Annotated in this window: 19 protein-coding genes; 13 read left to right on the plus strand and 6 right to left on the minus strand. The window is 63.4% G+C overall.

The window, feature by feature from the left end; translation table 11 throughout:
* Positions 1 to 7 precede the first annotated feature (7 nt).
* Complete coding sequence (gene solA, locus ACTNFJ_RS04415; RefSeq protein WP_079941043.1) at positions 8 to 1,168, minus strand: N-methyl-L-tryptophan oxidase; 1,161 nt, start codon at positions 1,166 to 1,168, stop codon at positions 8 to 10.
* Positions 1,169 to 1,405: 237 nt separating this feature from the next.
* On the opposite strand from solA, the gene ACTNFJ_RS04420 reads away from it, so the two are divergent.
* Positions 1,406 to 2,542, plus strand: coding sequence for a tyramine oxidase subunit B (locus tag ACTNFJ_RS04420; RefSeq protein WP_079941039.1), 1,137 nt, complete (start codon positions 1,406 to 1,408; stop codon positions 2,540 to 2,542).
* A gap of 586 nt (positions 2,543 to 3,128) precedes the next feature.
* Here ACTNFJ_RS04420 and ACTNFJ_RS04425 read toward each other — a convergent pair.
* Positions 3,129 to 4,511, minus strand: coding sequence for an NAD-dependent succinate-semialdehyde dehydrogenase (locus tag ACTNFJ_RS04425; RefSeq protein WP_079941038.1), 1,383 nt, complete (start codon positions 4,509 to 4,511; stop codon positions 3,129 to 3,131).
* A gap of 311 nt (positions 4,512 to 4,822) precedes the next feature.
* Here ACTNFJ_RS04425 and ACTNFJ_RS04430 point away from each other — a divergent pair, with 311 nt between their 5' ends.
* From ACTNFJ_RS04430 to ACTNFJ_RS04445, 4 genes are all read left to right on the plus strand, one after another.
* Complete coding sequence (locus tag ACTNFJ_RS04430; protein WP_228145543.1) at positions 4,823 to 5,581, plus strand: enoyl-CoA hydratase/isomerase family protein; 759 nt, start codon at positions 4,823 to 4,825, stop codon at positions 5,579 to 5,581.
* Positions 5,582 to 5,585: 4 nt separating this feature from the next.
* On the plus strand, positions 5,586 to 6,434 hold the full coding sequence (locus tag ACTNFJ_RS04435; protein WP_079941037.1) for a 3-hydroxyacyl-CoA dehydrogenase family protein: 849 nt from the start codon (positions 5,586 to 5,588) through the stop codon (positions 6,432 to 6,434).
* A 68-nt stretch (positions 6,435 to 6,502) separates the two neighbouring features.
* Positions 6,503 to 7,756 carry an aminotransferase family protein gene (locus ACTNFJ_RS04440; protein ID WP_253035956.1) on the plus strand — a complete coding sequence of 418 codons (1,254 nt, stop codon included), beginning with the start codon at positions 6,503 to 6,505 and terminating at the stop codon, positions 7,754 to 7,756.
* Positions 7,757 to 7,882: 126 nt separating this feature from the next.
* Entirely contained in the window at positions 7,883 to 8,131 is a 249-nt protein-coding gene (locus ACTNFJ_RS04445; RefSeq protein WP_228145539.1) for a hypothetical protein, read from the plus strand.
* A gap of 183 nt (positions 8,132 to 8,314) precedes the next feature.
* Here ACTNFJ_RS04445 and ACTNFJ_RS04450 read toward each other — a convergent pair whose 3' ends face one another.
* On the minus strand, positions 8,315 to 9,199 hold the full coding sequence (locus tag ACTNFJ_RS04450; protein ID WP_079941030.1) for a LysR family transcriptional regulator: 885 nt from the start codon (positions 9,197 to 9,199) through the stop codon (positions 8,315 to 8,317).
* A 199-nt stretch (positions 9,200 to 9,398) separates the two neighbouring features.
* Between ACTNFJ_RS04450 and ACTNFJ_RS04455 the strand changes: the two genes are divergently transcribed.
* The 6 genes from ACTNFJ_RS04455 (at position 9,399) to ACTNFJ_RS04480 (ending at position 18,673) form a co-directional block, all read left to right on the plus strand.
* Positions 9,399 to 10,619 (plus strand): CaiB/BaiF CoA transferase family protein, encoded by a 1,221-nt coding sequence (locus tag ACTNFJ_RS04455; protein ID WP_433647676.1) that lies wholly within the window; start codon positions 9,399 to 9,401, stop codon positions 10,617 to 10,619.
* Entirely contained in the window at positions 10,616 to 11,818 is a 1,203-nt protein-coding gene (locus ACTNFJ_RS04460) for an acyl-CoA dehydrogenase family protein (protein ID WP_079941028.1), read from the plus strand. The genes ACTNFJ_RS04455 and ACTNFJ_RS04460 overlap by 4 nt, the downstream gene beginning before the upstream one ends.
* 12 nt (positions 11,819 to 11,830) lie before the next feature.
* The gene (locus tag ACTNFJ_RS04465) at positions 11,831 to 12,985 is read left to right on the plus strand and encodes an FAD-dependent oxidoreductase (RefSeq protein WP_079941027.1); all 1,155 of its coding nucleotides are present in this window, start codon (positions 11,831 to 11,833) and stop codon (positions 12,983 to 12,985) included.
* A gap of 35 nt (positions 12,986 to 13,020) precedes the next feature.
* Positions 13,021 to 14,190, plus strand: coding sequence for a thiolase family protein (locus tag ACTNFJ_RS04470; protein WP_079941026.1), 1,170 nt, complete (start codon positions 13,021 to 13,023; stop codon positions 14,188 to 14,190).
* 395 nt (positions 14,191 to 14,585) lie between these two features.
* Positions 14,586 to 18,164 (plus strand): MobF family relaxase, encoded by a 3,579-nt coding sequence (gene mobF, locus ACTNFJ_RS04475; RefSeq protein ID WP_079941024.1) that lies wholly within the window; start codon positions 14,586 to 14,588, stop codon positions 18,162 to 18,164.
* Positions 18,165 to 18,226: 62 nt separating this feature from the next.
* Complete coding sequence (locus tag ACTNFJ_RS04480; RefSeq protein WP_079941022.1) at positions 18,227 to 18,673, plus strand: hypothetical protein; 447 nt, start codon at positions 18,227 to 18,229, stop codon at positions 18,671 to 18,673.
* A gap of 13 nt (positions 18,674 to 18,686) precedes the next feature.
* Here ACTNFJ_RS04480 and ACTNFJ_RS04485 read toward each other — a convergent pair whose 3' ends face one another.
* The 3 genes from ACTNFJ_RS04485 to ACTNFJ_RS04495 all read right to left on the minus strand — a co-directional run bounded on the left by ACTNFJ_RS04485 (position 18,687) and on the right by ACTNFJ_RS04495 (position 20,947).
* The gene (locus ACTNFJ_RS04485; RefSeq protein WP_079941021.1) at positions 18,687 to 19,061 is read right to left on the minus strand and encodes a hypothetical protein; all 375 of its coding nucleotides are present in this window, start codon (positions 19,059 to 19,061) and stop codon (positions 18,687 to 18,689) included.
* 88 nt (positions 19,062 to 19,149) lie between these two features.
* Positions 19,150 to 19,920 (minus strand): DUF6349 family protein, encoded by a 771-nt coding sequence (locus ACTNFJ_RS04490; protein ID WP_079941020.1) that lies wholly within the window; start codon positions 19,918 to 19,920, stop codon positions 19,150 to 19,152.
* 28 nt (positions 19,921 to 19,948) lie between these two features.
* Entirely contained in the window at positions 19,949 to 20,947 is a 999-nt protein-coding gene (locus ACTNFJ_RS04495; protein WP_200769278.1) for a DNA-processing protein DprA, read from the minus strand.
* Between the two features lie 190 nt (positions 20,948 to 21,137).
* On the opposite strand from ACTNFJ_RS04495, the gene ACTNFJ_RS04500 reads away from it, so the two are divergent.
* Complete coding sequence (locus tag ACTNFJ_RS04500; protein ID WP_079941017.1) at positions 21,138 to 22,511, plus strand: SIR2 family protein; 1,374 nt, start codon at positions 21,138 to 21,140, stop codon at positions 22,509 to 22,511.
* Positions 22,504 to 24,567 (plus strand): ATP-binding protein, encoded by a 2,064-nt coding sequence (locus ACTNFJ_RS04505; protein WP_079941016.1) that lies wholly within the window; start codon positions 22,504 to 22,506, stop codon positions 24,565 to 24,567. The genes ACTNFJ_RS04500 and ACTNFJ_RS04505 overlap by 8 nt, the downstream gene beginning before the upstream one ends.

Genomic DNA, 24,567 nt, shown 5'->3' on the forward strand with positions numbered 1-24,567 from the left:
CGTGTGGTCAGTGGTCGAGCGCGCGGTAGTGAGCGGCGAGGCTGAACCGGCCGGGGTCGTAGAGTTCGCTGGCGCCTGCGTGGATCAGGTCAGCGGCGATACGGCCGAGGGCGGGCGCGAACTTGAAGCCCCGTCCCGACAGCCCGGACACGACGACGCGGCTGCCGTCGGGCGAGGCGTCGATAATCGGGGTGAGATCGGCCGTGTAGCTGTCCGGGTGGATGCTGTGGCGCACCGGCTCCGGGTGCAGGCCCGGAAAGTACCAGGTCGCCAGCTCGGAGGTCTGCGCGAGCTCAGTCCGGGTGTGCTCACGCTGCAGCTGCGCGACGTCGTCGACGAGCGGCCAGTCCGGGAACGCGGCACGGCTGATCTTCACGGCGTAGCCTTCGAGGCTCGGGGCGCCGAACAGGTGGGTGGTTCCGCGGTCCCGCACGAAGACGGGGAACCGCTCGGGAAGGAACTGGTCTACGCGTTTCGGCATGAACCACGTGAGCGGCACACTCTTCACCTTCGTGAACGTCTTCAACTCAGGGAGGATCTGCTGGCTCCAGGGGCCGGCGGCGATGACAACCTTCTCGGCGAGAATGTCGCCGCGGGTGGTGCTCACTAGGTGCCTCCCGTGCTGCTCGTCGATGCCGAGCACCCGAGTGTCGTCCCAGATCTCGGCACCTCCGCGCTCGGCGAGTGATGCTGCGGTGAGAATGGCGCGCTCGGGGCGCAGGCCGCCGCCGCCGAGATCGAGGATCGCCTCGTCGCCATCGTCAAAGTCGTGCTGCGGGAACCTACGTCGCAGCTCGCGTCCCACCAGATGCTCGTGGGGGAGGACGAAGCGCTCGGCGGCCTCGAGGGTTCCAGCGATCTTCGGAGAAGCGCCGGGGGCGATCGTGAGCGCTCCGACCTGCAAGTAGATGCTCTGCCCCGATTCTCGCTCGAGTTCTCGCCACAGCTGCTGCGCCCGGACGAGCAACGGAGTATAGTGCTCGCCCTCGTAGGCTGCGGTGCGGAACAGGCGGGACTCCCCGGCGTACGCGCCGTACGCGTGCGCGACGCCGTACTGCTCGATGCCGATGATGCGTCCGGGCACCAGCTTCGACAGCTGCCAGGCGGCCATGGCACCCACGGTGCCCATCCCGATGACGGCGACGGACGCCTGCTCAGTGCTGGACATCGATTCTCCTCGTGCGGCACGGCACCGTGCAGCCGTTGTGAAATTAGCTGGTGACCTCAGTGTTCCAGCTCCGGGGAACGAATCGAAGAGTCCCTCGATACCAGTTCTCACTAGATTCATGCGCTATTAGTCTGAATAAAAGCGGTTCTTTTGCGTTCTGGAAACGTTATCGAAGGTTAGCATCGCAATATCCAATACGGCACCCGGCGGTGAGACCGCGGGCAGGAAAGGGCAACGATGCACGACACTTCTCTCCGATTGCGTTACCTCAGCGAGCCCGAGATCATCGACGTCGGCGCCACGGACATGGCACGTTGTATCGACACGATGTGCGAGGTCTTCTCGCTGCTCGCGACCGGCGACTACCGCATGGGTGGTCCGAATCATAGTTCGCATGGGATCAAGGTCGACTTCCCCCTCGAGCCGGCATTCCCCGGTATGCCGCGCCATACCTCGGACCGCCGCTTCATGGCGATGCCTGCATACATCGGTGGGAAGTATCGTGCGACTGGCCTCAAATGGTATGGCTCGAATATCGAGAACAGCGAGAAGGGTCTGCCGCGGTCTATGCACCTGGTGGTCTTGAATGACACCGAGACTGGCGCTCCGATCGCCGTGATGCCGGGAAACCTGATCAGCGCCTATCGTACGGGCGCGGTCGTCGGAGCCGGCACTCTGCACCTCGCCCGAACGGACGCTGACTCGGTCGCGGTGATCGGCCCCGGGCTCATCAACCAGGTTGCGTTCCGGGCGATCCTAGTGACACGGCCCGCCATCGCCCGCGTCCGGATCGCGGCGCGTTCGCTCACGAGCCGGAACGCGCAGCGCTTCCAGGAACTCGTCCGCTCCGAGTTCCCCCAGATCCAAGAGGTGGAGATCGTCGATTCGATCCGGTCGGCGGTCACCGAGGCCGACATCGTCACGGTCGCCGCGACCGGTCTGTCCGGCGTCGCAAACTACCCGGTCATCGACCCGGAGTGGCTGCGCCCGGGTGCGTATGTCGCGGCGACCTCGAACATCCAAGTCGATGCCGGGTTCCTGTGCACTGGCGCTCGTAACGTCGTCGACCACACTCCGCTCTACGAAGCCTACGTCGCGAACTTCAGCCCTCCGTATCACGAGCAACTCGGGGCTCTCGGTGTCAAATACCAGGACATGCTCCTGGACGGGCGCCTGAACGTTGCCGACATCGCCGAGTTCGGGGACATCGTCGACGGCAGGGCACCTGGCTACGATCCGGCACGGCCGTCCTTCTTCTCCATCGGCGGGATCCCGGCCGAAGACGTCGCTTGGGCGACCGAACTCCTCTGGGAGGCGCAGCGCCGCGACATTGGCACGTTGCTGCCGATCTGGGATCAGCCCGCCCTAGGCTAGAGGCGGTTTCGGTCTACCCGGCGCTCCTGACTGCGGCAATCGTAGCGAGCAACCATTGGGGCCGATCGGCCAAGACGTTAATCCGATTCTCGGGTCGCATCGCTCGACACAGCGATCACCGGTACCACCGAAATACGGATGTTCTTTATCGCATCGGTATGAACGAACATGCGCGCGAGGATTCATGCTGTTCGACCCGTCGACTAGCTTCTCGCCCGCTCGCCAGCCCACTTGCTGGTTCGCCGATGTCAACCACGGAGGCTTCGAGGACCAGGTGACCCGTCAACTCCGGCGCCTCTTCGAACGCTGCGTGCGCGGTCTCGCCTTTCGGGTGCCCAAAGGTCGTCCTCGGCACGTCATGTACCCGCGGGGCCCTGAACACGGTCTCGGAACGCACGTCAAATGAAGCGACTCGGAATGCCGCTCATGCTGCGCGTACGGCACGCCCGGCCCCATCGGCTAAGAGATCCGAGCCCTGCCCGAGGTTACTTCTTGTGAGTGCAGCCTGGGCATGGGGATGGGGCATGCGAAGTGGCGGAGTGTATCCCTCGAATCGCTCCGGTGGTGCACTCCGCCACGCGGCGTACTATTTCGTGGCCTCAGGGACGCGGACGAGCTTCTTGTTGGCAAACTCGTTGATGCCGTAATGCGCGAGCTCGCGGCCGACGCCCGAGGCCTTGACCCCGCCGAACGGGAGATCCGGGGCTGTCTTGCTCGTGCTGTTGATCCAGACCATGCCCGTCTCGATCCGGTCGGCGACCCGTTGCGCCCGTTCCAGGTCGCCCGAGAAGACCGTGCCGCCTAGACCGAACGGGGAGTCGTTGGCGATCTGGACCGCTTCCTCTTCGGACGCGGCGCGGTGCACGACCGCGGCCGGGCCGAATAGTTCCTCTGCGTAGGCGCGCATGTCTTTGGTCACGCCTGACAGCACGGTCGCCGGATAGTAGGCGCCCGGTGCGTCGGGGGCCTCCCCGCCCAGGTGGACTTTCGCGCCGCGGTCGATGGCGTCGTCGACCAGCTCGACGAGATCGTGGCGGGCGGCGGTGGAGGAGAGCGGGCCGAGCTTCGTCTCGTCCGACGACGGATCGCCTGTGGCGTACGCGCGGCTCTGCTCGATGAACTTCTCGAGGAACGCGTCGTACACCGCGTCCAGGACGATGAAGCGCTTGGACGCGGTGCAGGCCTGCCCGCCGTTGGCGAAGCGACCGACCGCGGCTGCGGCGGCTGCCGCGTCGAGGTCGGCGTCGTCGAGCACGATGAACGGGTCGGATCCACCGAGCTCCAGCACGTACTTCTTCATATGCCGCCCGGCGACCTCGCCGACCGCTGAGCCCGCCCGCTCGGAACCGGTGAGAGAGACGCCCTGCACGCGCGGATCGGCGATCATCTCGGCGATCTGACCGTTGTTGGCGAACACGTTCGCGTAGACGCCATCGGGCAGCCCCGCCTCGCGGAACACCCGCTCGATAGCGAGGGCGGACTGCGGGCAATTGCGCGCGTGCTTGAGCAGGATCGTGTTGCCCAGGATCAGGTTCGGGGCCGCGAACCGTGCCACCTGGTAATAGGGGTAGTTCCACGGCATGATACCGACCAGGACGCCGACCGGTTCGGTCTTCACGATGGCGGTGCCGGGGCCGGAGATGTCGAGCACCTCGTCCGCGAGGAACTGCTCGGCGCGGTCCGCATAATAGTCGTAGATGTTCGCGACGAGATCGACCTCGCCACGCGCCTGGACGATGGGCTTGCCCATCTCGAGCGTGATGAGCGCAGCCAGTTCTTCCCGCTGTTCGCGGTGGAGCGCGGCGATGCGCTTGACCAGGGCGACCCGCTCTTGCAGCCCGCGATCCCGCCACTGCGGATAGGCTTCCGCGGCGCGATCGAGAGCCTCCCGTGCCTCCTTGTTGGTGATCTCGGGGAACTCGGCCAGCTGCTCGCCGGTTGCAGGATTCACTGTCGTGTAGACACCCATGTGCGACGACGCTCCTTCATTGTTCGGTGTGTGATCGCGGAACTCCGCGCGCACCAGTGCGCACGGATCCTCGACTATCACTGTTGCTCACTATTCATGTCGCGTCCAATACCAAATCCGCCCCCGCTCATGCGCTGGCATTAATAATGCTCTACCGCGCCCAGTGGAGTCCATGTGAGATTTTATGACGATAGTGTCATGAAATAGGATCTATTAGGTATTTGTGTGTTATTGGATTTCGCACCAAGCTGGAACATGACATGCACCAGGACTGAGTGTGCCTGGACGCGATCCGAAAGAGGTGGGGCTTGGTGGAAACGCTCACGGCCGAGCACAACGGCGATCGCACGATCGTGCGATTGAACCGGCCTCAGACACTGAACTCGATCGACCAGGCCATGGTGGATGATCTCCACGAGGTCTGCGACCAGCTCGAGCGCGAACCGCGCATCCTCATCCTGACGGGAACCCGCACCGACAAGGGCGGCATTTTCGCCTCCGGCGCGGACATCTCCCAGCTGCGCGACCGGCGCCGTCATGACGCCCTGCGCGGGATCAACTCGAGCATCTTCGCGCGGATTGCTGCCCTGCCGATGCCGGTGATCGCCGCGATCGACGGCTATGCCCTCGGCGGCGGCGCCGAGCTCGCCTACGCCGCCGACTTCCGGATCGCGACGACGCGGGTGAAGATCGGCAACCCCGAACCCAACCTCGGCATCATAGCCGCCGCGGGGGCATGCTGGCGGCTCGTCGAGCTCGTGGGCGAGCCCGTCGCGAAAGAGATCCTGCTCGCCGGCCGCGTCCTCACCGCAGACGAGGCGCTATCGATTCGGCTGGTCGGCGAAGTCTGCGAGCCGGACGAGCTCCTGGACCGGGCGAACGCGCTCGCGGACCGTATCGGCGGTTTCGACCCGTTGGCGATCCAGGTGACCAAGCAGGTGATCCACGCGCCGCGGGCGGCGCACCCGGTCATCGACAACCTTGCGCAAGCGTTGCTCTTCGAATCCCCGGAGAAGACCCGGCGCATGGATGATTTTCTGCTGAAGCGCAACGCGCGGAAAGGACGCTGAACCCATGGCATTGCCGAATCACATCGCCGTCGTCGGAGGCGGACGGATGGGGGCGGGCATCGCGCTCAGCCTCGCCATCGGCGGATCGCAGGTCACCGTGCTCGAACGCGATGCCGCGTCGGTGGACGCCGCCCGGGCGCGGCTCGATGACATCGCGCAGAAAGCGGTCGCGAAGGATCCCGCGGCCCCCGCCCTCGACGTGCTCCTAGGGCGCCTCGCCGTGTCCGAGGACTACGAGCTCCTGAGAGAAGCAAACCTCGTGATCGAGGCGGTCCCAGAGGACTTCGAGCTCAAAGTGAACACCCTCCGCGCGATCGAGGGGCGCGTCACCGAGACCACCGCGATCGCGACGAACACGTCGTCGCTGTCGGTCACGAAGCTCGCCGCAGAACTCTCCCACCCGTCCCGCTTCCTCGGGCTGCACTTCTTCAACCCGGTTCCCGCCTCCACCCTGATCGAGGTCGTCGTCGGCGAGCAGACCGGCGTCGGCCTCGTCGCCGCAGCGCGAGAGTGGACCGAGGGGCTGCGGAAGACCCCCGTCGTCGTGCATGACGCACCCGGCTTCGCGAGCTCCCGGCTCGGCGTCGCCCTCGCACTCGAAGCGATGCGGATGCTCGAAGAGGGCGTCGCTTCGGCCGAGGACATCGATGCGGCGATGGTGCTCGGGTACCGGCACGCCACCGGCCCGCTCAAAACCACCGACCTCGTCGGTCTGGACGTGCGGCTCGGCATCGCGGAGTACCTCGCCTCCACGCTTGGCGAGCGCTTCGCACCCCCGCAGATCCTGCGCGACAAGGTCGCTGCCGGAGAGCTCGGGCGCAAGAGCGGCACAGGCTTCTTCGACTACAGCTGAACGCTTGGGTCACGCGCCGCACCCCAACGGCTGGCCCGAACCACACACACGATCCCAGGAGGATGCAGATGCCCCAGACCAACGCCCTGTGGAGCGCCCAGGCGCACATGCCGACCGTGCTCTCGAACCCGCAGACCGTCATCGTCAAAGGCGACGGCGCCTACATCACCACTGCGGACGGGGACCGTCTCCTCGACGCCGCCGGCGGCCTCTGGTACGCCAACATCGGCCACGGCCGGGACGAGATCGCACAGGCCGCCGCCGAGCAGATACGCACCCTCGAGACCTGGCACATCTTCGGCCGGTACGTGAACGAGCCGGCACTCGAACTTGCGAACAAGATCGCGACGCTCGCCCCGTTCGACGACGCCAAGGTCATCTTCACCAGCGGCGGATCCGATTCCGTCGACTTGGCACTCAAACTCGCACGCCGTCACCAGCAGCTCCAGGGACAGCCGGAGAAGCTCACCGTCGTATCCCGTCAGGACGGCTATCACGGTCTCCACGCCTACGGTACCAGCGTCGCAGGCCTCTCCTTCAACAGCGACGGCTTCGGCCCCGGCACCCTCATCCCGGAGACACTGCTCGTCGATCAGTGGGACATCGACGCCGCCGAGCGCACCATCCGCGAACACGGCGGAGAGAAGATCGCCGCGTTCATCGCCGAACCCGTCATGGGCGTCGGCGGTCTCGTTCCGCCCCCGGCCGGCTACTTCGAGCGGATCAAGGAACTCGCGAAAGAGTTCGGTTTCCTCGTCATTGCCGACGAAGTCGTCACCGCCTTCGGTCGTCTAGGCACCTGGACGGCGTCCGAGCGCTTCAATCTCGAACCCGACATGATCACTTTCGCGAAAGGCATCACCTCCGGCTACCTGCCCCTGGGCGGCGTCATCGTCGCCCCCAGCGTATCCAGCCAGTTCTACGCAGGAAACGACGCGCCCATCTTCCACCAGGGCCTCACCTACTCCGGCCACGCGACCGTCGCGGCTGTCGCACTCAAGAACCTCGAGATCATCGAGCGCGAGAACCTCCTCGGCCGCGTCCGCGAGCTCGAACCGGTCCTCGTCGAGGAACTCGAACAGCTCCGCCACCACCCCGGCGTGAAAGACGTACGGCACATCGGACTCATGGGCGGCGTCGACCTCGCCGACGGCGTCTCCGGGCTCGACGTTGTCGCCGTCCTCGAAGGTCGCGGCGTGCACCTGCGGAACCTCCCGAACAACATCCTCCAGATCTCCCCGCCCTTCATCGTCACGGCCGAGGAGATCCGCACCATCGTGCGCGGCATCCGCGACGCCCTCGACACCGTACACGGCAGATAAGCCAGGTGGCTGCCCTGCGGGGAAGACAGCATCCGTTTCGCGGTTGCTAATCGCTGTGGGGCGCGACGGTGTGCTGCCCCGGCCGCTCACCAAGCTGCACCCCGGTTCAGCACACCGTTTGTCGTAGTGATCGTCGTGTCGGTGTTCGCACTGGCCAGCCTGGTACTCGACTTGAATACGGCGGAGTTTATGATCAGCTTCGGCGCCCTCGCGGCGTTCGCGATGGTAAACCTGTCAGCCATCAAGGACGAGTTCCTCCGGAAAGACAGGACGGGGAACCGCGCGAAGGGAGGCGTCCTGCTGCACCTGGTCTGCCCGCTGATCGGGTTCGCGCTCACGGTCTGGCTGTGGACGTCGCTGGAGCCCTCGACCTGACTCGTCGGCTGCATTTGGCTGACCATCGCCGCTACCGAGACGCCGGGTCTCAGTGAGTCCGTCCCGAAGCTCGACTTCTCCGGCGAAGCGCCCACGACCATCCAGATCGATTAGCTCAGAGGAATCGAGGCGGCCGCCGACCGGTGAGGCAGTTGGGTATGCGCGCAGTACAGCTGGCGGCGCCTACAGGACTTCGTCGGCGAGTGCCAGCACCGTGGCGAGTGCGGGGTTCCGCGAATCGGCGCGCCAGGCCATGCGCAGGAGCACCTCGTCGAATGGGTCTGCGACCGGGAGGAAGGAGAACCCGTCGGTGTGGGTGTTCTCTGCGACCGATGAGATCGTGAGATGAATGCCGACCTCGGCTGCGACGAGTGACAGCGCCGTCCAGGTGTCGGGGGCGACCTGCGCGATGAGGGGGTCGAAGCCGGCAGCGTGGCTGAGTCGGAGCAGCCGGTCTGTAAGTACTGATCCGGGCTGCGGGGGGAGCGTCACGAAGTAGTCGGCGGAGAGCTGATCCATGTGGACCGAGTCAGCGCCGGCCAAGGTGTGGGTCTTCGGGACGGCGACGACGAGTTGCTCGTTGATCAGAGTGCGGGTTCTGATGCCGGCTGGGACGTAGTCCCAGCGGCCAATGGAGATGTCCGCCTCATCGTTCAGGAGCCGGTTGATGGCGGGCTGGGCGAAGTTCTGGCTGGAGAGCTCGAGGGATAGGTCTGGATGTTTGAGACGCGCAGCGCGGGAGAGCTGGCCGACGAGAATCTGTGTGGAGGCGCCAGCGAAGGCGATACCGACATGCCCGAGTTCGCCGCTCTGAGCGGCGCGCACATCGTGCGCGGCATGCTTGAGTTCGTTGAGAATGCGGCGGGCCGGGCCGAGCAGAGCCTCCCCGGCCGCAGTGACCTCCACGGAGCGCGTCGTGCGGTGGAACAGCTCCGCGCCCAGTTCCTTCTCCAGTGCCTTTATGGTGCGGCTTACCGGAGGCTGCGCCAAATGGAGGCGTTCGGCCGCTCGCCCGAAGTGCAGTTCTTCCGCGACGGCGACGAATGCTCTGAGGTCCTGAATTTCCACTCGCCAATGATAGCACGAGGATCATATATCGTGTCGTATTTGCTTCATTTCAGGTCTCAGTGCGACGAACGATTGGAGAGGGACATATGTGCTGAAGGTATCAATAACGTGAAAATAGGTATTTGACGTGCACTAATCGCGCCTGACAAGGTGAAAACATCGAAAACGGTTCAACGGAAGAACGGTCCCGAGGTAGACGGTGGAAGATCACAACAGACTTGAAGAACTACTCGCGCGTTCGGGGCAGGGGCCGCTGAGCGGCACCATCATCGCTGACTTCGGCAGGGTGCTGGCCGGGCCCTACTGCACTATGCTGCTGGCGGACATGGGGGCGACCGTCATCAAGGTCGAGAGTCCGATCGGGGACGAGACCCGTGCTTGGATGCCGCCGGAGCATGAGGGCAAGTCGACTTACTACCTCTCGATCAACCGGAACAAGCTGTCGATCGAACTGGACTTCAGCGACCCCGGGGATCTCGCGACCGCACGCGAGCTCGCAGCTCGCGCGGACGTCGTAATCGAGAACTTCAAGCCCGGCGGTCTCGAGAAGTTCGGGCTGGACTATCAGAGCGTGGCGGCTCAGAACCCGGACGTGATTTTCACCTCGATCACCGGGTTCGGTACCGCGGGCGGGGCGAGCCTTCCTGGATACGACCTGCTCGTCCAGGCTGCCTCCGGGCTCATGAGTCTCACCGGGGCGCCGGAGACCGAGCCGTTCCGTGCCGGCGTCGCGGTCGTCGATGTGTTCACGGGTATGCACGCCTGCATCGGTATCCTCGCCGCCCTCAACCACCGGCGAGTGACCGGTGAAGGGCAGCGGGTGGAGGTCAATCTGATGAGCTCGGCACTGTCGGGCCTGGTGAACCAGACCGGCGCTTACGCCATCGCAGGCGTCGTTCCGACCCGCATGGGCAACGAGCATCCGAGCATCTACCCTTACGAGCCGATCGCCACCGGAGACGGGGAGATCGTGCTCGCGATCGGCAACGACAGGCAGTTCCGGGTGCTCTGCCGGGAGCTCGGCACGCCTGAACTCGTCGAGGATCCGCGCTTCGCGTTCGCGCCCGACCGCAGCCGCAACCGACTCGATCTGCGTCCGCTACTCGAAGCCGCGCTCTCGCATGCGACCGCCACGGAGTGGTTCGAACGGCTCACCGCAGCGGGGATCCCGTGCGCGCCGATCCAGGACGTCGCAGCCGGTGTCCAGTTCGCCGAGCGCATCGGCCTGGATCCGATCATTCAAGCCGGATCCGGGGATGACTCTCTGTCCGGGATCCGCAACCCCATCACCTTCTCACAGACCCCGGCGACCTACGACAAGGCGCCCCCCGAGCTAGGCGCAGATACCGAGCTGGTGCGGCGCTGGCTCGCGGGCTCCTCGCCGCTCGCATCGATCTCAGCAAAGGAAGCAACAGCATGAGTGCACTCAACAGGTCAGGCGTCAACGTGGATTTCTACGGCGTCGAGGACTACCTCGGTGAGGAGGATCGCGCGCTCGTCGCGAAGGTGCGAGCCTTCGTCGATTCTGAGGTCACCCCGATCATCAACGAGTACTGGGAACAGGCGGACTTCCCGTACCAGATCCTCCCGAAGTTCGGGGAGCTTGGCATCATCGGCACCGCGATCGAAGGGTACGGCTGCCCAGGCCTGACCCGGTTGCAGGCGGGACTGGTCGCCATGGAGCTCTCCCGCGGTGACGGGAGCATCAACACGTTCAACGCCGTGCACTCCGGCCTCGCGATGGGGACGATCAACCTACTCGGCAGCGACGAACAGAAGCAGCGCTGGCTGACCCAGATGGCGAAGCTCGAGAAGCTCGGCGCGTTCGCGCTGACGGAACCCGATCACGGTTCCGACTCCGTGGCTCTTGAATCCAGCGCCCGCCTCGACGGCGACCACTACGTTCTCAATGGCTCGAAGCGGTGGATCGGCCTCGGCCACGTCGCAGATCTCGTCATCATCTGGGCGCGCGACACCGCCGACGACAAGGTCAAGGCGTTCATCCTGGAGAAGAACGAGGACGGCAGTTACCCGTCCGGATACCACGCGGAAGCCATCCAAGGGAAGATCGCCAAGCGCGCGATCCAGCAGGCGCAAATCACCTTCGAAGACCTTCGGATCCCCGCCGAGAACAAACTCGAAAAGTCTCAGTCGTTCCGCGATGTCGGGGCGGTGCTCAACCGCACCCGCAGCACCGTCGCCTGGGAATCGTTGGGACACGCGACCGCCGCCTACGAGGCGGCAGTGCAGTACGCGTCCGAGCGCGTCCAGTTCGGCAGCCCGATCTCACACTACCAACTCGTCCAGAACAAGCTCGCCAACATGCTCGCTGACCTTACAGCGATGCAGCTGGTCTGCTTCCGTGCCGGCGCCCTGCAGAACGAAGGCCGCCTAAGCAACGAGCAGGCCTCGCTCGCGAAGATGTTCACTGGCGATAAAGCGCGGCAGCTATGCCGCGATTCCCGCGACCTGCTCGGCGGCAACGGCTTGCTGCTCGAGAACCACGTCGCCCGCCATCTCACGGACATGGAAGTCGTCCACACCTACGAGGGCACCGATTTCATCCAGTCCCTGATCGTGGGCCGCGAGATCACTGGGGTCTCCGCGTTCAAGCGGTAAGGACGGAGCGAGATGGGCGAGTACATCGTCATAGGCGCAGGACTCGCCGGCGCCGCCACCGCGTGGCGTCTCGCCCAACGCGGGCAAGACGTGACCCTGCTGGAGCGGTCGGCACCAGCCAACCCGTACGGCAGTTCGCACGGCTCCGCGCGGATCTTTCGCTACGCCTACCCGAGCGAGCTCTACACAGGGCTCGTTATCCGTTCCAAGCCGCTGTGGGACGAACTCGAACGGGAGAACGGTGCACGTCTGATCGAACCCACCGGCGCCCTCGACCATGGCGCGGTGAACGATCCCGTCGGCCTCGCCCGTGTCCTGGACGCGCTGGGTGTCGAGCATGAGCTACTGCCAGAGGCGGAGGCGGGCTCGCGCTGGCCGCAGTACGGCTTCGACGGCGCGGTACTCTATCACCCCGGCGCTGGAGTGCTTGATGCCCGCAACACGGTCGAGGCGTTCGTTCGCCTGGCCGCCGCAACCGGGCGGGTCAGACTGCTCACGAACTGGACCGTCAGCTCTATCGAGCGGCGCACCGGCGGCTTCCGCGTCGAATCCACGGTCGGCGACGTCGTCGAAGGCGAGAAAGTGGTCGTCGCGGCCGGCCCGTGGCTTCCAACCCTTCTGGACTCGCTCGCTCTGCCTGCCGGGTTCATCCACTCACTGCCGTCTTTCGAAGTGCGTGAGGAGCAGGCGTTCCACTTCCCCTACCGCGACGCCGGCGCTTCCGGCGCACCCTATCCGGCTTGGCCGACGTTCATGCACGAGAACGAGACGGTCGACATCTACGGTCTGCCAGGCGGCCGCGACGCCGGATACCACGGCCTCAAGATCGCGCACTTCAATGGCGGAACCGTAATCCCGAGCATCTTCGACCGCACCGGCCAGATCCGGCCGGAGGCCAGGCAACGAGCTCGCGACTACGTCAAGGAATGGGTGCCCGGTGTCGAACCGGATTCCTACGCGGAAGCGACGTGCATGTTCACCAGCACGCCCAGCAGCGACTTTCTGATTGACGAGGCCGAAGGCATCGTCGTCCTGTCCGCCTGCTCCGGCCGTGGTGCGAAGTTCGCTCCGCTGCTCGGCGAGCTCGCCGCCGACCTTGCTACCGGCGCCGGGACCGTCCCTGACGAGTTCCGTGCCGCGTATCACTCCAGGCGCTCCGCAGCCTGACCCACCTTACTCACAGAAAGACCACGGTTCACCCCATGACCTCGACGTTCATCTACGATGCCGTCCGCACCCCTTTCGGACGCGCCGCCGGTGCGCTCTCCGGGATCCGCCCTGACGACCTCGCCGCGGTCGTCATGAAAGCCGCCGTCGAGCGCACCGGCGTCGATCCCGCACGTATTGAAGACGTGATCTTTGGAGACGCGAACCAGGCCGGTGAGGACAACCGCAACGTCGCCCGTTTCGGCGCCCTCCTCGCGGGCTTCCCCTCCTCGGTCACGGGCGTCACCGTCAACCGGCTTTGCGCATCGTCCGTGGAGGCCGTGATCCAGGGTTCCCGGGCGATCGAGTCGGGGGATGCAGAGCTGATCCTCGCCGGCGGCGTGGAGTCCATGTCCCGTGCGCCCTTCGTTCTCGAGAAGTCCCCGAAGCCCTGGCCGGCGGTCGGCAACCAGACGCTCTGGAACACTTCCATCGGGTGGCGCATGGTAAACCGGGCCCTGCCCAAGCATTGGACCATCTCCAACGGCGAGTCCGCGGAGAAGATCGCCCAGGAGTGGGGGATCACCCGTGAAGCACAGGACGCGTTCTCGGTCCGCTCGCATGAGCTCGCCGCGAAAGCGTGGGCGGAGGGCCGCTACGACGCCGAGATCGTGCAGGTGCCCGGCGCTGAGATGGCGCGCGATGAGGGCATCCGCGACGGCAGCACCGTTGAGAAGCTCGCCGGTCTCAAAGCGCTGTTCGCCGCCGACGGTACCGTGACGGCCGGGAACTCGTCCTCGATCAACGACGGTGCTTCCGCGGTGCTGCTCGGCGCCGAGGACGCCCTCGACGCCGAACCGCTCGCGCGGATTACCGGACGTGCCGCCCACGGCGTCGACCCGGACATCTTCCCGATCGCGCCGATCGAGGCCGCGAACAAGGCGCTGGCGCGCGCGGGACGGACCTGGGCGGACGTTGACCTCGTCGAGCTGAACGAAGCCTTCGCCTCACAGTCCCTGGCCTGCCTCAAAGGCTGGCCCGACTTCGACCCGGAGAAGCTCAACATCCACGGCGGCGCCATCGCCATCGGTCACCCCCTCGGCGCCTCAGGCGGCCGGATCATCGGTCACGCCGCCCACGAGCTCAAGCGCCGCGGCGGAGGAGTCGCAGTCGCCGCGATCTGCATCGGCGTCGGCCAAGGGCTCGCCGTTGTTCTTGAGCGGTAACTTATGGCCGTAGTGTCAATGCTGTTCAGTTCATTCGTCTCGGGTGGTACGCAGCTCAGAAGCTGCACTGGACTCTAAGCGGCCAGGTTACCTTTTGGCTGATTTAAGAGTACCTAATCAAACGGCTTTGGCCTCCGTCATGACCTTGCCAGCGTTGGATGGCAGAGGGGGATCTTGCTCAGAGCCGTACCGCAGCAAGCTCGATGAATGTAGGTGGTTCGCTGTCACACTCAGCAGCATGGGAGCGGCTTGAAGTTTGCAGGGTTCTTTCTTCGAGCTCATCTTCCGACTCACATATCTTGCAAACATGGCTGAAGCGCCACGACTCGACTCTGATTTGACCGCGTAGCGCGGGGCAGTCGAGGCCACCTATCGAACGTGAAAGGTGGCCTCCGATGACAGTTTCGATGCGTCGCATGACGGCGGGCGATGGGTACAAGTACCTCCTGAAGTCGGTCGCGTATGGCGACGGCGATAGAGCCTTGTCGACCCCGTTGACTCGCTACTACAGCGAAGAGGGAACCCCACCCGGCAGATGGCTCGGTTCTGGCCTGAGTGGCCTCGCGGACGGTCAGATTGTGGGCGGGGATACGGTGACCGAGACGCAACTCCAACTGCTCATCGGGATGGGCCGCGATCCCGTGACGGGTGATGCGCTTGGGCGACCTTACAGCCAGTTCCAGACGCTCGATGAGCGCGTTGCCGCTCGCATTGCCGCGCTCGATCCTGAACTCACGCCATCACAGCGCGCCGAAGCGGTCACGGTGATTGAGGCGGAGGAAGCGGCGAAGAAGAGCCGTAAGGCGGTCGCTGGTTACGACTTCACTTTCTCGATTCCGAAGTCAGCATCCGTGTTGTGGGCGGTGGCTGATGGGGGCACGCAACAACTCATCTGGGAAGCGCACCATGCCGCGATAGCTGATGTGTTGCAGTTCATGGAGCGCGAGGTCACTGCAACACGGGGAGGAGCGCGCGGCCCTGACGGTGCGGTGCTGCAACTCGACGTCGCTGGGGTTGTTGCAGCCGCGTATGACCACTACGACTCCAGGTTGCAAGACCCCTACCTGCATACGCATGTGGTGGTGTCGAACAAGGTGCAGCACGCCCAGACCATGCGTTGGCTCGCGCTTGACGGGCGACCTCTGCACGCAGCGACGGTCGCGCTGAGCGAACTTCATGAGGCGATCTTCGCTGACTCACTCACCCGGCTGCTTGGGGTCTCGTGGGAGTCACGCGAGCAAGCTGCTGGTCGGAACCAGTCGTGGGCGATCAGTGATGTGCCGGAGGAATTGATCAAAGCGTTCTCGAGTCGCGCACGCGATATTGAGGTCGAGAAAGAACGCCTTATTGCGGAGTTCGTGGCACGGCACGGCCGCAGGCCGTCGTCGGCTCAGGTCATCAAGCTGTTGCAGGAGGCCACGCTCGCAACACGCCCCGAGAAAGACGTGCGATCGCTGGATGACCTCACGAGCGAGTGGCGGGATCGTGCAACAGTGATCCTCGGTGAAGATGCGACGGCGTGGGCGATCAGTGTTGCGTGGCAACACGACCCCAGAAGCTCGGGCGTGCGGTTGTTGCGCGCCGATGATGTACCACTCGACATGATCGCAGCCCTCGGGAAGCAAGTGATCGAGACCGTGGGCGAGAAACGTTCGACCTGGCGACGCTGGAACCTCATGGCCGAAGCAGCCCGGCAGTCCATGTGGCTCAGGTTCGCGTCAAGCGAGGATCGCGAGGTCATCGTCGGCATGATCGCGGATGCCGCCGAGCAAGCATCGCTCAGGCTCACCCCGCCCGAACTTGCCGTCACACCCGCCGAGTTCCGGCGCGCTGATGGCTCCACAAGATTCCGGCCGAAGCACTCGACACTGTTCTCATCGACAGCGTTGCTTGCGGCGGAGGATCGGCTGATCGCGAGAGCGCGGGGCATGGCCGGCCCCAGGCTCGCGCTCGACACGATCGAACGCTTCGCGAACGAACCCGATAATGAGGGGCGCACGCTCGGCCCCGACCAACGCGACGCACTCGCCCGGATCGCGGTCTCAGGCCGCACCGTCGATGTTCTCGTGGGGCCTGCAGGTACTGGGAAGACTACGACGCTGGGCGCATTGCGTCGTGCCTGGGAATGGAAGCACGGTGAGGGGTCAGTGGTTGGGCTTGCCCCGTCAGCAGTCGCGGCAGGAGTGCTCGCTGATGAACTCGGCGTCCCGACCGATAACACCGCGAAATGGCGGGAAGTGTTCGAGCGCACCGGGCAGACCTTCACACGCGGTCAGCTGGTGATTCTTGATGAGGCGTCGCTTGCGGGTACGCACTCGCTCGACCTCATCACCCGTGAGGCTGAGCGGGTCGGAGCGAAAGTGCTGCTTGTTGGTGACCCGGCACAGTTGCAGTCGGTCGGCGTGGGCGGCGCGTTCACCCTGATCGTGAACGACCGCGCTGAGGGCACGCCGGAGTTGACGGAGGTGTGGCGGCTGAAACACGACTGGGAGAAACGCGCCTCGCTCGAGTTGCGCCACGGCCGCGTCCCCGTGATCGACACCTATATGGAGCATGGCAGGATTAGGGGCGGCACCATTGACGAGATGGCCGAGGCTGCGTACTGGGCCTGGTGGGAAGACCGGCAGGCCGGGCGAGGAACGATCCTGATCGCAGAAACCGTCGAGAATGTCACCGAACTGAACCAGCGGGCACGCCGCGACCTCATCGCCCACGGCTACGTCGCCGCTGAACGCGAGATCGAACTGGGCGACGGCAGCCGCGTGAGTGTGGGAGACACGATCATCACGAGGAAGAACGACCGCCGCCTGCGCTCGGCACACGGATGGGTGCGCAACGGTGAACGCTGGGTCGTGACGAACGTGCGCGATGACGGCTCGGTCTTCGTGCGGCCACCCACCATGCGGCGCGGGGGCGGGATCTTGTTGCCCGCCGCCTACGTTGCCGAGCACCTCGACCTCGGCTACGCCGTCACCGCGCACCGTGCCCAGGGCGTCACCGTCGATACCGCACACACACTCGTCGAAGCCACCACGACCAGGGAAGTGCTCTACGTCTCCATGACGCGCGGCAGATACTCGAACCGAGCCTATGTCGCCACGGATCGGCTCGATCCCGCGCACAGCGTGCCGCAGCCCGGCGAGAACCCCGACGCGACTGCCCGCACCGTGCTCCAGGGCGTGCTTCAGCATGTCGGGGCTGAACTCTCGGCACACGAGACGATCACTGCCGAGCAGGAACGATGGGGCGGGATCGCGCAGCTTGCCGCTGAATACGAGACGATCGCCGCCGCCGCGCAACAGGACAGGTGGGCGCGGTTGCTTGCGGTATCCGGGCTGACCGACGCGCAGGTAGACGAGGCGGTGAGTGCGGAGACGTTCGGGGCGCTCGTCGCCGAACTCCGACGTGCCGAGGCCAGCGGGCACCCGGTCGATACGCTCATGCCGAGGATTGTGCGGGCGCGTGGCTTCGCGGATGCCGACGACATCGCCTCCGTACTGCACTACCGACTCGAACAAGCCGTAACGAGGCTCGGCGCTGGTAGTGCGCTGCCGCGCGCTCGGTTCATCGTAGGACTACTGCCCGAGGCGGTCGGAGAGATGAGCGCGGATATGCGTGCCGCACTCGATGAGCGGCGGGAACTCATCGAAGCGCGCGCCGCCGCGATCATCGACACCGCCCTCGAACGCGGCGAACAGTGGGTGATCGCTGTCGGTGCCGCGCCGGAGAATGAGCAGGATCGGGCGCGCTGGCGATCAGGGCTGATGACCATCGCCGCATACCGAGACCGGCACAGCATCGACCCCAGGGAGGCGCAGCCGCTCGGAGCCGAGCCGGAGAGCATCGGGCAACGCATCGACTACGAACGCGCCGGGGTGGCGCTCATCCGTGCCCAACAGATCGCCCGCCAAACAGCGCAGTCTGACGCGCCGAGGCCGACAGCCGGGCGCGAGCATCGAGGCCCGACACGATAGCGAACACGGTCAGTCAAGCGCACCTCGTTCTCATCCCGAGAGCCGTGAGCGAGGAGTGAGCGATGGCCGTGAAGCGAGCACCCGTCGACAAGTTCCTCGACTCTGGCTATCCGTCAGGAACTGCAGCGCGCAAAGCACGATTCGTGAACGCGCTACTCCGATTCATCGCAGACGATTACCCGGAGGACAGATTCACGAACCAGCTCTACGAGGGCCTCTACAACTCGGGCTACTTCGGGTTCATCGCCCACTACGACCGTGCAGGGTTCTACTACGAGCAACTCTCCACACCAGAGCGGCGCACCAGGTTCCTCACTGACCTGCGCCGCTCGTGCGACCGAGACCGCCATACTGAACGGCCCGACATCTGGAGCGACGTGAAAGCCGTGCTCGCCGAACGCTTGAACCCATCCGAACCTCAGACCGCGCGTGCCGCGCGAACCGCTCGAACGGCATCCGGCGCGCGTCGAGCCGCCGCACCAAAGTACGACGGCCCGACACTGTTCTGAGTAGACGGCCCCGCTACCGACGAGAAGTCGCAGGCTCGGCGCCGCACTCGTCAATAACTGTCTCTTGCGCCATGCGCTTCAGCTCGCGCGCCTCGCGCAACCTCGCTTTGCCGAGTACCGTCAGGCTGATCGGCCCCCACACGAGGAACTTGATCGCGTTCCAGATGCAGAGAATGAACACGAGATACAGCCACTCGGGAGCACTCACCTCGATCAGAGCGAGAGCGCCGCGTGCGATCAACAGGTAGGGGATCGAGAGCAGCATCGCCGGTACACCGTAGCGGAGATTTTCGCGGCGGTGCAGGAACCAGATCAGCCGGTTCGTCGGAGCGTACCGCTGCAACAGATCGTTCGCGAAGCTACTGAGATGCCAGATGATAGTGAGCATGACGGAGTCCTTTACAGATCTACCGGCGGTCAGATTCGTGTAAAAGCACTTCGCAGCTCAGGCTGCTCCGTCATTCCCCAGGCGGGGCTTATTTGCCGTGTGCTCCTAACTGTACGCCTGAAGGCCTGAAAAGCACAGCATGTTCAGGAACGGCTGAGACCCTGTGCCTCGGTGTATGCACAGGCGCAGCACTCTTGAGATGTGCAGCGGGGGCCTCAGTACTCGGCTCAGGCAAGGGTCGATCAAGAGCGGTTGATGAGAGGTCATAGCCGCCCCGGGGCGAGTATTCGGCGACGTGTCGAGTCGCGTAGCGTGCGCGCTCGGTGATGATCGGTGCACCAGACACTTGCATCTCGGCCGGGTAGTGCGCTGCGATCCATTTGCGGCCTAACTTGGTGAAGCCGCCGCCATCGCGCACCCGAATCTGCGCGGGCACGACTGGTAGCTCACGCCAGTTCGGGATCGCGTGATTGTGCCACCCCTCGACGCTATCGATTTCCGAGTCGCTGACCTGATGCCACTCGCATGGTTCGCAGACCGCGAGATACATGAGGTCGCCCGGCCCCTCGCACTTCGGCTCGGGGCGCAGGTCAGCTGAGAACATGACGAGGCGGTGATCGCCGTACTCGGTGCCACCATTGAGCCATCCGTATCCGGTGTGCCACATACGGCTATGCGGGATCGACCCGAAACGGCCATTGAGAAGCTGCCAATGCTCAAACGCGGCCTGTAGCTCGCCCGGCGAGAAGTAGTCGGTGGTGAAGTGCAGTGGCGCGCCCTGCCACTCGGGTGGGTTCGCGCGGAGATCCTCACGCACGAGCTCGTCAAGATCGAACGCAAGCTGACTGTCGTTGTTCAACGTCTATTACCACCACTCGGAGCCTGGACTATCTGGTGAGACTGTACTCACGAGCAACGGTGTGTTGCGGGGTATTCTGCGCAAGTGTCGCCGTGAGAAGACCACGCGGCGATGCATCTAAGAGTTCGGTGATGTCGGTGTGACTTTGCACGAGGGTCGCGCGACCCTCGCGGATGAGCGCGTTGGTGCCGTGGCTAGCAACATCGGTTGCACGCCCCGGCACCGCGCCAACAGGTCTGCCATAGGCTGCCGCATGGAACGGGGCGCCAGTCCAGCGGTAATCCCAGCCGGCCTGTTCCTCAACAACGGTCGTCATGCCGGAGAGCGCAGCAAGGAGACCGTTCGCGGTCAACGCGCTGGTATGTCGTATGTCGCTCGGCGGGCGATCAGTGACGAGCAGGCTGGTCGTTGCGGCCTGCTCCAGCCAGTCGTAGTTTTCGATCTGTGATTGATTGATCGGATCGGGCATGACGAGAATCACGCGGTCGTTGTGCTTGAGTGCGGAGGTGATTGCGGCCTCAGCGATGCCGTCATCGGGGAACGAAACGATAGTGCGCCCATCTGCGGCGAGATCAGCGGCCAGTGCTGTGGCCATCTGCAGTCCATATAGAGATGGGTTGGGGGTGCCAATAAGCGCGGCGCGGCTCGCCAACGAGTCTGCGAGCAAGGTCGTGTCTCCCTGCGTCCAGAGCGCGAGCGGCGTGCGGTGATCGAGAGGATCAAGCGCAGCAGGCCAATGAGGATCGCCGGGGATCAGAATATGCTGCCCGAGCCGTTCGCTTTGCTCGATTCCTTCAAACACCTGCACGGGGTCGGCGACATCGAATCGTCGCCGCCACAGGTGCAAGTCAGCGCGCTGCATCCCGACGATCAACTCGTTGCTCAGGGCAAGCCGGAGTGTATCGAGACCGTTCCCAGCGAGCCGAAGCACGGTGTTGGTCTGAAAATCGCCGGTTTCGGTTACTGACGCGATCACCGCCCGCGCGGTTCGCTCATCGGTTACGTTCTCAAACGTCATATCGGCCATGTCGCCCTCCTGATACACGGATAGTGTGTCGGGAAGGTACGACAACGGTGACGAGCAACTGAGGCGTTGTCTGCCCAGAGCAGACCAGAAGGGCACCTGCTCAGGGCAGACGATCCGCGCTCTACAAACTGATAACGTGACGGTGAGGAGCCATGCCCATCGGGGCATTGAGTGAAGAGACAGGGCTGGCATGAGTAGTTTCGATCCGGGAAATTCAGTTCCAGGGCTATTTCTTGTCGGCGGCACCGTGAAGTCACGGCTTACCGACCAAGACCGGCACGTCGTGCAAGACCACATTGCCTCACTGTTACAGGTTCAAAACCTTGTATTGCTTATCGGCTCGGGCGCATCATTCCATCTGGGGTCGCCGCAAACGCGTAATCTCAATAACGATGCAGTGCAATCACTCATTGAAGACGCCGGGGAACAGCTGGACAAGACGGACACAGATCTTCTAGCTTTCCTCAATCCCAAAGATGACGGAGACCTGGAGAAGCTGCTCAACGGGCTACAACTGGGAGCCTCGCTTGCCGATCAAACCGGACTCGCGGAGGTGACTTTTAGCAGCGGAGACAATGTAAAGAGTTTCACCAAGGAGCAAATCGAACAGCTCAAGGGCAAGATCAACGTTGCTTTTGCTCATGCCTGTGAACTCCCTACCTCAGACTGCCATCTTGAAGATCCCCTCGCGGCTCATCGGCAGTTCCTCTCGCGGATCGTTCGAAGCCGACGAGCCAACCTCCCAAGGCCCAAGCTGTTCACGACGAACTATGATCTCGTTCTCGAACGGTCACTCGATGAACTGGGATACCCCTATATTGACGGGTTCAGTGGCACGGTCGAACGGCGTCTGAACCTTGCTTACTACGGACTGGACTTCCACCGCGTCGAGACAACTTCGCAACAAGTGGTCGCCCGAGCCGACAGCGCGCTCTATTTACACAAGATCCACGGCAGTTTGAACTGGAAGCCACGCATCAGCGCTGAGACCGGAGTCACGACGCTCGAGGTCGTGCAGGTTCCAGAGGGCAGCGCTTCGATACAAGAGCCCGTACTTATCTATCCCACGGCCGCAAAAGAAGGCGATTCCCTTTCATATCCGTATTCCGATCTCATGCGCTTGCTGAGCGATGCAGTTCAACAGAATGACACCGCGGTAGTGACGATCGGCTATGGATTTGGTGACCCTCACATCAACCGGATTCTCCTGCGCAGCTTGGCGATCAACCCAGCGATCAATGTTCTGGCGGTCGATCCCTGTGCCATTTTGGAACAGGAATCGCTGCTGAAAGCTGTCCTCGACGATGACCTCGTAGGTACAACCCTGGCGACGCAGGGAATTGAGACGAAGGACACTCCGCTGGCTGCTCTGGCTGCCGGAGATGACTCGCGTATCGCCGTCTTGACTGGCAAAGCCGGAGAGTTCATTCACATGGTTGACCTGCTGCCCGAGTCGGGACTCGATCTGCAGGTCAACGCCCCAGCTGCGATCATGAACCTTATTGAATCGCTCGAGAACTTCACCTCCGCGCAGAAGAAGGAAGACTCTTCAGGCGATGAGTGAGGTAGGTGTTATCGGCCGGGTGACGGCCGTGCAGAGCACGACTCTGAAAGTGTCGCTGGATATTGGTTCGAAAGGTTTCACCAAAGTAGGGCCTGACGGTCTTCAGACTGTGGGAGTTGTCAACTCATATGTGACCGCACCGGCCGGTGCTCATCGGGTAGTAGCGATCATTACAGGTGTTTCCATCGTGAGGCGCAATGAGATAGCGCCTGGTCGCGGACTGCTCAGCGAGGACGACCAAGCTTCTTATGAGCTTGAGGCGTCGGTGGTTGGTCGTTTCGAAGGGGAGAAGTTCAAATCGGGGCTGACTGCCTATCCGTCGCTTCACGCGCCGGTCAGGACGGCGACTCCTGCCGAGGTCAAGAACATATTTCTTCCCAAGGAGGTGCCTTCAGTCCGTTTAGGCTCGTCAGCAATTGCTTCAGAACAAGACGTTTATCTCGATGCCAATCTCCTTCTTGGGCACCACTGCGCTGTTGTCGGATCCACTGGATCAGGGAAATCGTGCACAGTCACCGCACTAATCGACGGCCTTCTCGATAATCAGATCAGCAGCGGCCACATAGTCATCTTCGATATCAACGGAGAGTACGCTCAGTCCTTTGCGAACGACAGCTCTCGTGGGCAGAAAACGCGCACCATTGTCCTCGGCCCTGAGCCAGGTACTGAGTCGGGTCTGTTCTTGCCGCATTGGTTCATGAACAACGAAGAGCACCTAGCTCTCCTGCGCGCCAGCGAAGGCGTACAGGCTCCAGTGCTTCAGCGCGCGGTTGCAGACGCAAGAATCGCCGGTGCCACCTCCCACGTCGAAGCAGATCGGCTCGACAACGTGCGGAATACTCTCGCGATAGTTGAGGCGCAATTCTCGAACGACAAGGATGCGGAAGGGCCGACCTTCCGTCAGCTCACCGATCTTTCTCGACTTGTTGAGTTCCAGGCAAAACAGGCCTCGCCGATTAAGTCACATTGGGAGGCAATGGCTCCTCTCGTCACTAAAGCTATAGCCGACTCTGGACTGACCAATAATCCGAAGTGGGCAGCGCTCACGCCAAAACATCGAGAGATAGTCGGGAAACTCGTCCGTGAACTCAAACAGCACATAACCACTGCATTGAGTGAACTTGGTCTCGGCAGCGGTGCGACCGGTGCAGACTTCGACGCTCCGGTGTTCTATGATCTGCAACAGCTCTGTGACTTCTTCATGCCGAACCGTATCCAGCTGGAACAGGCTAATGACAACAAGATCGCTGGATACGTCGCGACACTGCAGATGCGCCTCAGCCGCCTCCTTGCCGATGGCAGATACGACTTCATGACCAGGGTCGAGAAACACGATGACCCCCTTGGTACCTATCTGCGTGCAGTGATGGGAGCCGACCCGACGAAGGACAACGATTCATCAGATTGGCCCGCCGCCGCAAATTATCGAGAGCAAACGAAGAACCACGATTCTGGCCCGTCGGTTACTATCTTCGACCTGAGCCTTATCGCCAGTGATGTACTTGAGAACGTAACGGCGCTGCTTGGTCGTATCCTCTTCGACTTTGCTGTGCGCAGTGATCCTCGCGCGAGACACCCATTGCTGCTGGTGCTCGAAGAAGCACACCGCTTCATCCCGGCTCGCCATGACAGCAACGGAGGCGGAAGCCGCTCAACTGCCGTCTTCGAACGCATCGCAAAAGAAGGCAGAAAGTTCGGAATATCCCTTCTGCTCGCGAGCCAGCGTCCGAGTGAGCTGAGTGAGACTGTCGTTGCGCAGTGTGGCACAGTAATCGCGCACAGACTTACCCACGAGTCAGATCAAGCACTGCTTCGTCACGCCACTGCGCTGAGTTCTCGTGCCCTTCTCGATCAACTGCCGGGCCTTGCTCAGCAACATGCTCTGGTTACCGGGGTGAGTACCGGAGTGCCAGTAGCGGTGCGTATTCGAGATGTTGTGGACGCCCCTAAGAGCAACGACCCCGATTTCATCGCAAGTTGGACTGATGAGGAGAGGATTGCCGAGCTACCTCAGCACATTGACCGGGTCGTAGTGGACTGGCAAGGCCACGCCTAA

It is taken from the genome of Leucobacter shiyiweii, from assembly GCF_052446065.1.
GTDB lineage: Bacteria > Actinomycetota > Actinomycetes > Actinomycetales > Microbacteriaceae > Leucobacter.